The sequence below is a fragment of the Streptomyces sp. NPDC020362 genome (assembly GCF_040642095.1).
GTDB lineage: Bacteria > Actinomycetota > Actinomycetes > Streptomycetales > Streptomycetaceae > Streptomyces.
Genome location: NZ_JBFAET010000258.1, coordinates 1 through 10,584 on the forward strand (window position 1 = coordinate 1; position 10,584 = coordinate 10,584).

Sequence of the window (10,584 nt, forward strand, 5' to 3'; positions counted from 1 at the left end):
GCGCCGGGGGGAGTGCTCCGCCGTTGCCCACCGTCCACCCCCCTCCCCACTAACCCCGGGGTGGGGGGGGGGGTGTCGTCCCCGCCGCCCCGCCGGAGAACGTGCTGTGCCGGCCGCGGCGCGCCTACGCGTCGACCTTCTCCATGATCTCGTCGCTGACGTCGAAGTTGGCGAAGACGTTCTGCACGTCGTCGCTGTCCTCGAGTGCGTCGATCAGCTTGAAGATCTTCTTGGCGCCCTCTTCGTCCAGCTCGACCTGGACGGACGGCACGAAGCTGGACTCGGCGGAGTCGTAGTCGATCCCGGCCTCCTGGAGGGCGGTGCGGACCGCGACCAGGTCGGTGGCCTCGCTGATGACCTCGAAGGTCTCGCCGAGGTCGTTCACCTCTTCCGCACCCGCGTCCAGGACGGCATCGAGGACGTCGTCCTCGCTCAGCTCGCCCTTGGGGACGATGACGACGCCCTTGCGGCTGAACATGTACGACACCGAGCCGGGGTCGGCCATGTTGCCGCCGTTGCGGGTCATGGCGACGCGCACGTCGGAGGCGGCGCGGTTGCGGTTGTCGGTGAGGCACTCGATGAGCACCGCGACACCGTTCGGGCCGTAGCCCTCGTACATGATGGTCTCGTAGTCGGCGCCGCCGGCCTCAAGACCACCGCCGCGCTTGATCGCGGAGTCGATGTTCTTGTTCGGGACCGACTGCTTCTTGGCCTTCTGGACGGCGTCGTAGAGCGTCGGGTTTCCCTCGAGGTCGACGCCGCCCATGCGCGCCGCGACCTCGATGTTCTTGATCAGCTTCGCGAAGAGCTTGCCGCGCTTGGCATCGATCACGGCCTTCTTGTGCTTCGTCGTGGCCCATTTAGAGTGGCCGGACATCTGCCTGTCTCCTTCGCGTAACCCGTCTCTGTATGAACGCCAGAGATCCTACAAGGACTCGGGTGTCCGGTTGGCGCGCACCATGTCGACGAACAGGGCGTGCACGCGGTGATCGCCGGTCAGTTCCGGGTGGAACGACGTGGCGAGCGCGTTGCCCTGGCGGACCGCGACGATGTGGCCGTCGTGCTCGGCGAGCACCTCGGCCGCGGCCCCCACGGACTCGACCCAGGGGGCGCGGATGAAGACGCCCTCTACAGGATCGCCCTCGACTCCCTCGACGTCGACCGCCGCCTCGAACGACTCGTTCTGCCGCCCGAAGGCGTTGCGGCGCACGATCATGTCGATGCCGCCGACGGTCTCCTGGCCCGAGCGCGGGTCGAGGATCTTGTCGGCGAGCATGATCATGCCGGCGCAGGTGCCGTAGACGGGCATGCCGTCGCGTACGCGTGCGCGGAGGGGTTCCATCACTCCGAAGAGGACGGCCAGCTTGGAGATGGTGGTGGACTCGCCGCCGGGCAGGACGAGGCCGTCGACCTCGGCGAGTTCTTCGGGGCGCCGCACCGGCCTGGCCACGGCGTCGGCCGCGGCCAGGGCGATGAGGTGCTCCCGCACGTCGCCCTGGAGGGCCAGGACGCCTATGACGGGGGTGTTCATGTGTGTCGGTGCCTTACCAGCCGCGGTTCGCGTAGCGCTCGGCCTCGGGGAGGGTGTCGCAGTTGATGCCGACCATGGCCTCGCCGAGGTTGCGGGAGGCGTCCGCGATGATCTTCGGGTCGTCGTAGAAGGTGGTGGCCTTCACGATGGCGGCGGCGCGCTTAGCCGGGTCGCCGGACTTGAAGATGCCGGAGCCCACGAAGACGCCCTCGGCGCCGAGCTGGCGCATCAGGGCCGCGTCGGCCGGGGTCGCGACGCCACCGGCGGAGAAGAGGACCACCGGGAGCTTGCCCAGCTCGGCGACCTCCTTGACCAGCTCGTAGGGGGCGCGCAGCTCCTTGGCGGCGGCGTACAGCTCGTTGTTGTCGTAGCCGCGCAGACGGGCGATCTCGTTCTTGATCTGGCGCAGGTGGCGGACCGCCTCGACGACGTTGCCGGTGCCGGCCTCGCCCTTGGAGCGGATCATCGCGGCGCCCTCGGCGATGCGGCGCAGGGCCTCGCCCAGGTTGGTGGCACCGCAGACGAAGGGGGTGGTGAAGGCCCACTTGTCGGAGTGGTTGACCTCGTCGGCCGGGGTGAGGACCTCGGACTCGTCGATGTAGTCGACGCCGAGGGACTGCAGCACCTGGGCCTCGACGAAGTGGCCGATCCGGGACTTGGCCATGACCGGGATGGACACGGCGCCGATGATGCCCTCGATCATGTCCGGGTCGGACATGCGGGCCACGCCGCCGTCCTTGCGGATGTCGGCCGGGACCCGCTCCAGCGCCATGACGGCGACGGCGCCCGCGTCCTCGGCGATCTTCGCCTGCTCCGGCGTGACGACGTCCATGATCACGCCGCCCTTGAGCTGCTCGGCCATGCCGCGCTTCACGCGCGCGGTGCCGGTCGCGGGAGCCTGGTTCTCGATGATGGACACGGGTGACCTCACTGACGGGAAAGAGGGTTTCTGCATCCCAGAGAAAACGCGAGTGGACCAGGCCACAGCAAGGGCCAATGGAAACCCGGTGGATCCTTTTGGTCCACCGGGGGTTCAGGCGACCCGCTCCACCAGGGGTTCAGGAGACCCGCTCCACCAAGGCCGCGGGCGGTTCGTCGTCCATCTCGAAGGCCAGCGGGAACGGGGCGTGGCCGGCCAGCCGGAACCAGCGCACCTTGCGGTGCTCCCTCAGCCTGCGGGCGGCCCCCACGGCGTCGTTGTGGAAGCGGCGGGCCATCGGCACCCGGCGGACCGCCTCGGCCAGCTCACTGGCGGCCTCCTCGCCTCCGGGAGCCTCCCGAACGGCCTCGACCTGCAGCGAGTCCTCGAAGACCGCGCGCAGGGCCTGGCTCAGCTCGCTCTCCGCCACCTCCCGCTGCTCCTCCTCGGCCTGCCGGGCGGCGTGCGCGGCCTCGTAGAGCACGATCGAGGCGGCCGGGTCCAGCACGCCCGAGGTCGCCAGTTCCTGCGTCACGGAGGCCCGCCGCAGCAGCTGCGCGTCCAGTGCGGCCCGCGCCGCGTCCATCCGCACGTGCAGCCGGTCCAGCCGTCCGGCCGTCCAGCTCAGGTACAGGCCGACGGCCACGAGGGCGACGAGAATCCAGATCAGCGTTGGGGTCACGGGCGAAGGTTAGTCGGTGCGGGCCGCCGGGGCCGCCGCCCCCGGACCCCCGCTTCGCCCCTGGACGGGCCTTGTCCTCGAACGCCGGACGGGCTGGTTCTCCCTCGCGTCAGTCCCGTGCCAGTCCGAACCGCGCCCGCAGCCCCGTCCGCTCGTCCGCGGCCACCGCCGCCGTACCGGTCGTCACCGTCTCGTACACCGACAGGATGTCCGCGCCGACCGTCGACCAGTCGAAACGCCGTACGTGGGCGCTGCCCCGATCGCGCAGTTCGGCCCGCCGGGCCGGGTCGGCCAGCAGGCGCACGGCCGCCTCGGCCAGCGCGTCGGCGTCCTCGTTGGCGAAGACCTCGCCGGCCGCGCCCTGGTCGAGGACCTGGACGAAGGCGTCCAGGTCGGAGGCGAGCACGGGGGCGCCCGCCGACATGGCCTCGACGAGGATGATGCCGAAGCTCTCGCCGCCGGTGTTGGGCGCGACGTACAGGTCGACGCTGCGCAGGAAGCGCGCCTTGTCCTCGTCGCTGATCATGCCGAGGAACTCGACGCGGGAGCGCAGCTCCTCGGGCAGGTCCTCGACGGCCGCCTCCTCGTCGCCGCGCCCCGCGACGAGCAGACGCGCCTGCGGGCGGGCGGCGAAGATCTTCGGCAGGGCCTTCACGAGGACCGGCAGGCCCTTGCGGGGCTCGTCGATACGGCCGATGAAGCCGATCGTGTCGCCCTGCCACTCGGCCTTGGGCTCGGCCTCGGCGAAGAAGTCGACGTCGACGCCGTTGGGGATGACCACCGCGTCGCCGCCCAGGTGCTCGACCAAGGTGCGGCGGGCGTACTCGCTGACCGCGATCCGCGCACTGATCTTCTCCAGCGCGGCCTGCAGGATGGCGTACGCGGCGATCATCGCGCGCGAGCGCGGGTTGGAGGTGTGGAAGGTGGCCACGATCGGGCCCTGCGCCGCCCAGCAGGTCAGCAGGCCGAGCGACGGGGACGTGGGCTCGTGGATGTGGACCACGTCGAAGGCGCCGTCGTGCAGCCAGCGCCGCACCCGCGCGGCCGACAGGAAGCCGAAGTTCAGGCGGGCCACCGAGCCGTTGTAGGGCACCGGGACCGCACGGCCCGCCGAGACGACGTACGGCGGCAGCGGGGTGTCGTCGTCGGCGGGGGCGAGCACGGAGACCTCGTGGCCGAGGCGGATGAAGTACTCGGCGAGGTCGCGGATGTGGAACTGGACGCCACCGGGCACGTCCCAGGAGTACGGGCAGACGATCCCGATTCTCACGAGGGTCCCTTCGCGGGGTCGAGGTCGGCGAGCCACAGACGCTGGAGCATGTGCCAGTCCTCCGGATGGTCGGCGATCCCGGTGGCGAAGGTGTCGGCCAGAGCCTGGGTCATCAGGGACGTCTTCTCGGCCTTCGTACCCGACTCCGGTACCTCGATCGGGGGATGGACCTGCCCCTTCATGACGGGCGAGTCGTCGTACCAGAGCGTGACGGGCAGCAGCTGGGCACCCGTCTGCTGGGCGAGCAGCGCCGGGCCCGCGGGCATCCGGGTCCGCTCGCCGAAGAAGTCGACCTCGATGCCGGAGGCGGACAGGTCACGGTCGGCGACCAGGCAGACCAGGCCGCCGTCGCGCAGCCGCCGGGCCAGGGTGCCGAAGGCGGAGCCGCCGCTGTGCGGCAGGACCTCCATGCCGAGGCTCTCGCGGTAGGCGACGAAGCGATCGTAGAGCGTCTCCGGCTTCAGGCGCTCGGCGACCGTCGTGAAGGGCGTCTCCAGCCTGGTGGTGACCCAGGCGCCGGCCAGATCGTAGTTGGCCATGTGCGGCAGGGCGAGGATCAGACCCCTGGGGGAGGCGATCCCGTCGGTCAGGTGGTGCACGTCCTTGCACTCGAAGCCCGTCCTTATGCGCTCGGCGCTCCAGGCGGGCAGCCGGAAGGACTCCATCCAGTAGCGCAGGTACGAGCGCATGCCCGCGCGGGAGAGTTCGGCGAGGCGCTCCGGGGTGGCGTCGGGCACCACGCGCGCGTAGTTCGTCTCCAGGCGCTGCACGCCCTTGCCGCGCTGCTTCCAGGCGAGGTCGGCGATGGTCTGCCCGAGACGGACCGCGGCGGGTTCGGGGAGCTTCTTGACGGTGCTCCAGCCGAGGCCGTACAGCGCGTCGGTCACCCGTTCGGCGGTGCTCACTTCGCCGCCTCGCTCCCCTGGGACGTGTTGTGCTGCGCCGCCGCCTCGGCCTCGGCCTCGGCGGACTCACGGCGGACGGTGACGACCCGCTGGATCAGGGTGACGAGGCTGCCCACGGCGACGATCCACAGGGCGACCGGCAGCAGCCACTGGATGCCCGGCACGCCGAACGCGTGCAGGCCCGCGAGACCCGCCGCTACCAGCGAGATCACCAGGCGCTCGGCGCGCTCCACGAGCCCGTTGACGGCGACCGGCAGTCCGATCGACTCGCCGCGCGCCTTGGTGTAGGACACCACCTGGCCGCTGGCCAGGCAGAAGATCGAGACGGCGCACAGGGCGTTGTTGTCGCCGTTGCCCGCGTACCAGAGCGCGAAGCCGCCGAAGATCGCGCCGTCGGCGACCCGGTCCAGGGTGGAGTCCAGGAAGGCGCCCCAGCGGCTGGAGCGGCCAAGCTGACGGGCCATGTTGCCGTCGACCAGGTCGGAGAAGACGAACAGCGTGATCACGACCGTGCCCCAGAAGAACTCGCCCCTGGGGTAGAAGACCAGCGCGCCCGCGACCACACCGGCCGTGCCGATGAGCGTGACCGTGTCGGGGCTGACCCCCCGCCGGATGAGAAACGCGGCGAACGGTGTGAGGACACGCGTGAAGAATGCACGCGCGTACTTGTTCAGCATGGCCTTCCCGACGGTCGGTGTCGCCGCGGCCCTGGTGGCCTCCGGCTGGCCCATCGTAGCCACGCGCGCGTGGCCGTGACGGGCGGGCACCCGCTGCCGTGCCGCGATCCGGTGCACACCCGCACGCGCGGGGCGCGCGTGGCGCGATCGGCGTCGGTCGTATGGACGCAACGTGACGGGAGTGGAAAGCTCGAAGGACCGCGGGCGTCGCAGGAGCCGCCAGTGCACGCGGTGCCGCGTGTCCGCGCCCACAGTGACCTCACCGTGCACGGGAGGCAGGATCATGGGCGACAAGGCGCAAGCACACCCCGGAGCCGCCGGCAGGGCAGTGGCGGCCGACCACCCCGCATCCGTACGGAATGTGGTGCTGGTCGGCCACTCCGGATCGGGAAAAACCACGCTGGTGGAGGCCCTCGCACTGACCGCGGGGGCGGTGAACCGGGCGGGCCGTGTGGAGGACGGCGGCACCGTCTCCGACTACGACGACATCGAGCACCGGCAGCAGCGCTCGGTACAGCTGTCCCTCGTGCCGGTGGAATGGGACGGCATCAAGGTCAACATCCTCGACACACCCGGGTACGCCGACTTCGTCGGGGAGCTGAGGGCCGGTCTGCGCGCGGCGGACGCGGCCCTCTTCGTCGTCTCGGCCTCGGACGGGGTGGACGGCTCGACCCGCATGGTCTGGGAGGAGTGCCAGGCCGTCGGCATGCCCCGCGCGATCGTGATCACGCACCTGGAGGCCGCCCGCGCGGACTTCGAGGAGATGACCCGGGTGTGCGCCGAGGCCTTCGGCGCGGACGACCCCGACGCCGTGCTGCCGCTGTACCTGCCGCTGCGCGGCCCGGAGGGCCCCGACGGGCACGCGCCCGTGACCGGGCTGATCGGGCTGCTGTCGCAGAAGCTGTTCGACTACGCGTCCGGGGAGCGCAAGGAGTCCGAACCCGGTGACGACCAGCTGCCGGACATCGCCGAGGCCCGCAACCGGCTCATCGAGGGGATCATCGCCGAGAGCGAGGACGAGACCCTCATGGACCGCTATCTGGGCGGCGAGCAGGTCGATGTGAAGACGCTGATCGAGGACCTGGAGCGGGCCGTCGCGCGCGGCACGTTCTTCCCCGTCCTGGCGGCCGCCCCCGCCGCCGAGGGCGCCCGGCAGGGCCTCGGCACGGTGGAGCTGCTGGAGCTGATCACCGGTGGGTTCCCGACCCCGTTCGAGCACCCCGTGCCGGCGGTCACCACCGTCGACGGCAAGCCGCGCGAGCTGAAGGCCTGCGACACCGGCGGACCGCTGGTCGCCGAGGTCGTCAAGACGGCCTCCGACCCCTACGTCGGCCGCATCTCCCTCGTCCGCGTCTTCTCCGGCACCCTGCGCCCCGACGAGACGGTGCACGTCTCCGGGCACGGCCTGGCCGACCGCGGGCACGAGGACCACGACGTCGACGAGCGGATCGGCGCGCTGTCCATGCCCTTCGGCAAACAGCAGCGCGCGGTGACGCACGCCGTCGCGGGCGACCTGGTGTGCGTGGCCAAGCTGGGCCGCGCCGAGACCGGGGACACGCTCTCGCCCAAGGACGACCCGCTCCTGATGGAGCCCTGGCAGATGCCGGACCCGCTGCTGCCGCTGGCCATCCAGGCGCACAGCAAGGCCGACGAGGACAAGCTCTCCCAGGGCCTTTCCCGCCTGGTCGCCGAGGACCCGACGATGCGTCTGGAGCAGAACCAGGACACCCACCAGGTGGTGCTGTGGTGCCTGGGCGAGGCCCACGCGGACGTCGCCCTGGAGCGGCTGCGCAGCCGGTACGGCGTCCAGGTGGACGTCGTACCGCACAGGGTCTCCCTGCGGGAGACGTTCGCCGACAAGTCGGCCGGGCGCGGCCGGCACGTCAAGCAGTCCGGCGGGCACGGGCAGTACGCCATCTGCGAGATCGAGGTGGAGCCGCTGCCCGGCGGCTCGGGCATCGAGTTCGTGGACAAGGTGGTGGGCGGCGCCGTACCGCGCCAGTTCATCCCCTCGGTGGAGAAGGGCGTACGGGCGCAGGCCGTCAAGGGCGTCGCCGCCGGCTATCCGCTCGTGGACGTGCGGATCACGCTGCTGGACGGCAAGGCGCACTCGGTGGACTCCTCCGACGCCGCCTTCCAGACGGCGGGCGCGCTGGCCCTGCGCGAGGCCGCGGCCGAGACGCGCATCCATCTGCTGGAGCCGGTGGCCGAGGTGACCGTGCTGGTCGCCGACGACTACGTGGGCGCGGTGATGAGCGACCTGTCGAGCCGGCGCGGCCGGGTGCTCGGCACCGAACAGGTGGGCGCCGGCCGGACCCTGGTCCGGGCCGAGGTGCCCGAGTTCGAGATCGGCCGCTATGCGATCGACCTGCGTTCTCTGTCGCACGGCACCGCCCGCTTCAGCCGGTCGTACGCGCGGCACGAGCCGATGCCTCCGCAGATCGCGGAGCGGATCCGCGAACAGGCGGGCGAGACACCGTAGTTCACCACCGGCCGGTCCGGTGCGCCGCCGGCACGCGTGGGCCTACGTCACGCGTGGGCCGCAGGGCGCACCGGCACCGGCAGGATCGCCCCGGAGGCGAACGGGCAATTGACTGAAGGTGCCTTCGGCCGTCCGCCGACGCAGTGTCAGTGGCTGCGGATACGCTGATCACCTGATCACGTCGTGCCGAAGTCGTGCGGTACCGGAGTGGTATCGGTACGTCGTCCGGTCCAACAGGTGTGCGGAGCAGGGAAGTCGGGAAGGCCGCAGGAGCGAGACCGGCGGCGAGGGGGGCGGGAATGTCGGTGGGAACGGAGTGGGACGGACCTCAGGTGCCCGTCTCCGGCAGCGGGGGCCAGGCGGCGACCTTCGCGCTGGCCTCGGCGGCCTACCGGGACAACGTGCTCGAGGAGATCAAGAAGGCCGACAACGACTGGCACCAGTCGACCGTCAAGCCGGGCCGCAAGTGGGCCACGATCTTCCGGCCCAACCTCGGCGAGGCCTTCTCCCGGGCCGTCGTCGACCGGATGCTCGCCCCCGGCCGTAAGCCGCTCATCCAGTCCTTCGGCGCCGAGCCCGCGGTCGTCGTGGAGCACTGCATGGCGGCCAACAACATCCGCCGGGACCGCGACAACCGTCTGTCCCTGCTGATGGTCGTGTGCGGTCTGATCTTCCTGCCCGGACTCGTCGGCTGGCTGATCGTCTTCCAGCTGCGCAGGTTCGTCGGCAAGCGCGACGCCAAGCGGGCCGGGTGGGCGGCCAGTGCCCTGCTCTACGGGGTCGGTCTGCTGGGCGTGCTGTTCCTGCTGAAGATGCCGTTCCACGGCTTCTGGGCCTGGTATGCGCGGGCGGCGGTGATCGCCCCGGTGCTGGGATGGTTCCTGGCCAAGCGGATCTGCGAGCGCACCGCGAAGGACCTGCGGGCGCGCTGGGACGCACTGCTCTCCGGCAGCAGCATCGGCGCGAAGGTCCCCGAGGCCGTGCCGCGCAGCCCGGGCGAGACCGCGGCCGAGCAGCTGCGCCAGTCGCTGGCCCGGCTCGGCGCCGAGCAGCAGTCCAACTCGGTCTTCTACGCCGGCCCCAAGGGCATACTCGGCATGGGCACCCGCTGGGGTGCCTGGCAGCTCGCCGAGGACCTGGTGCCGGCCGACCCCACCCGGGAGATCCACCCCTTCCGCAGCTGGGACGTCGTGCGCGCGATCCACGACCAGCTGCGCATGCTGGAGCGCGGCCCGCTGAACACCGGCGGCTTCCCCCGGCCGTCGATACGCCACTGGATCGTCACGCCGATCGGCGAGAAGGCGGCGGCGGTGTCCCGGCCGGAGGGCACGGACGTCGAGGCGTTCCAGGTCAAGCCGCACGCCATACAGGACATCTGCAACAAGCAGCAGTTCGGCAGTGGTGACCGGCACTACCTGGGTGTGCAATGGACGCTCTGGGACGGGCAGCTGGTCATCACCATGCTGATCACGGTGACCGTGCTGCACGAGACGCTGCGCATCGAGGTGACCGGCCATGCCCTGGGACCGGTGAACCCGCTGTTCAACGCGAAGCCGGAGGCGCCGACCAAGGAGGTCGCCAAGTCGCTGAAGCCGTGGGAGACCCGCACGGTCAAGCTTCCGCTGGTGCCGACCGACGAGGTGGTACGGCTCGCCGCACGCGCCCCGCTGACCTGGTACCCCCCACTGTTGAACTGGCTCGGCGGGTCCCTCGCCCTGCCCGAGCCGTTCGGCCTGCGGCACGCCTGGGCCGATCAGCCCTGGCGGCACCGTTTCATGGCCGACGATGCGCTGCGCGCGGCCACGCCGGTGCTCAGGGTGGTCCACTCGGCGGCTCTGCGGGTCCTGGCGGAGAACGGCGTGGACACGGAGAAGTTCGGCAACCGCTCGTCCGTCCTGAGCGGGCTGGTCCAGGATCCGACGCCGCGGAAGGCGGACCTGTACGACGCGTAGGCCTCCGGCGGTCCGGCCGGGGACGGCCGGTCGGGGTGCCGGGTCCGGGGGCTGCCGCCCCCCGACGCCCCCGTCAGCCCGGAAGGGGGCGTGTTCAGGTCGGTATAGCGGGGGGTTTGGGAATATTGTTCGGGGTATTGTGTTTATATAGGTGGTGGGCGGGTGC

9 protein-coding genes are annotated in these 10,584 nt (G+C 71.1%); 2 read left to right on the forward strand and 7 right to left on the reverse strand.

Translation table 11 applies throughout. The features are described from left to right. Positions 1–124: 124 nt before the first annotated feature. From AB0H32_RS43325 to pgsA, 7 genes are all read right to left on the reverse strand, one after another. Positions 125–877 carry a YebC/PmpR family DNA-binding transcriptional regulator gene (locus AB0H32_RS43325; RefSeq protein WP_361133575.1) on the reverse strand — a complete coding sequence of 251 codons (753 nt, stop codon included), beginning with the start codon at positions 875–877 and terminating at the stop codon, positions 125–127. Between the two features lie 48 nt (positions 878–925). Further along, a complete protein-coding gene (pdxT, locus tag AB0H32_RS43330; protein WP_361133577.1) occupies positions 926–1,531 on the reverse strand; it encodes a pyridoxal 5'-phosphate synthase glutaminase subunit PdxT in 606 nt (201 codons plus the stop codon). A gap of 13 nt (positions 1,532–1,544) precedes the next feature. Further along, positions 1,545–2,450, reverse strand: coding sequence for a pyridoxal 5'-phosphate synthase lyase subunit PdxS (gene pdxS / locus AB0H32_RS43335; RefSeq protein ID WP_361133580.1), 906 nt, complete (start codon positions 2,448–2,450; stop codon positions 1,545–1,547). Between the two features lie 139 nt (positions 2,451–2,589). Next, the gene (locus tag AB0H32_RS43340; RefSeq protein WP_361133583.1) at positions 2,590–3,132 is read right to left on the reverse strand and encodes a hypothetical protein; all 543 of its coding nucleotides are present in this window, start codon (positions 3,130–3,132) and stop codon (positions 2,590–2,592) included. Positions 3,133–3,241: 109 nt separating this feature from the next. Then, entirely contained in the window at positions 3,242–4,402 is a 1,161-nt protein-coding gene (locus AB0H32_RS43345; protein WP_361133586.1) for a glycosyltransferase family 4 protein, read from the reverse strand. Beyond that, the gene (locus tag AB0H32_RS43350) at positions 4,399–5,307 is read right to left on the reverse strand and encodes a phosphatidylinositol mannoside acyltransferase (RefSeq protein ID WP_361133588.1); all 909 of its coding nucleotides are present in this window, start codon (positions 5,305–5,307) and stop codon (positions 4,399–4,401) included. The genes AB0H32_RS43345 and AB0H32_RS43350 overlap by 4 nt, the downstream gene beginning before the upstream one ends. Further along, positions 5,304–6,038 (reverse strand): phosphatidylinositol phosphate synthase, encoded by a 735-nt coding sequence (pgsA, locus tag AB0H32_RS43355; RefSeq protein WP_361133597.1) that lies wholly within the window; start codon positions 6,036–6,038, stop codon positions 5,304–5,306. Before pgsA ends, AB0H32_RS43350 begins: the two co-directional genes overlap by 4 nt. A 229-nt stretch (positions 6,039–6,267) precedes the next feature. Between pgsA and AB0H32_RS43360 the strand changes: the two genes are divergently transcribed. Both AB0H32_RS43360 and AB0H32_RS43365 read left to right on the forward strand, forming a co-directional pair. Next, positions 6,268–8,466: an elongation factor G-like protein EF-G2 gene (locus AB0H32_RS43360; RefSeq protein WP_361133591.1), complete on the forward strand. Its 2,199-nt coding sequence runs from the start codon at positions 6,268–6,270 to the stop codon at positions 8,464–8,466. Between the two features lie 299 nt (positions 8,467–8,765). Then, positions 8,766–10,418, forward strand: a complete 1,653-nt coding sequence (locus AB0H32_RS43365) for a hypothetical protein (RefSeq protein WP_361133594.1) — start codon at positions 8,766–8,768, stop codon at positions 10,416–10,418. The last annotated feature ends 166 nt before the right edge of the window (positions 10,419–10,584 follow it).

Excerpts from the sequence above, each read along its gene's own strand:
- AB0H32_RS43325 (WP_361133575.1), bottom strand. The coding sequence starts at position 877 with ATGTCCGGCCACTCTAAATGGGCCACGACGAAGCACAAGAAGGCCGTG.
- pdxT (WP_361133577.1), bottom strand. The coding sequence starts at position 1,531 with ATGAACACCCCCGTCATAGGCGTCCTGGCCCTCCAGGGCGACGTGCGG.
- pgsA (WP_361133597.1), bottom strand. The coding sequence starts at position 6,038 with ATGGGCCAGCCGGAGGCCACCAGGGCCGCGGCGACACCGACCGTCGGG.
- AB0H32_RS43360 (WP_361133591.1), top strand. The coding sequence starts at position 6,268 with ATGGGCGACAAGGCGCAAGCACACCCCGGAGCCGCCGGCAGGGCAGTG.
- AB0H32_RS43365 (WP_361133594.1), top strand. The coding sequence starts at position 8,766 with ATGTCGGTGGGAACGGAGTGGGACGGACCTCAGGTGCCCGTCTCCGGC.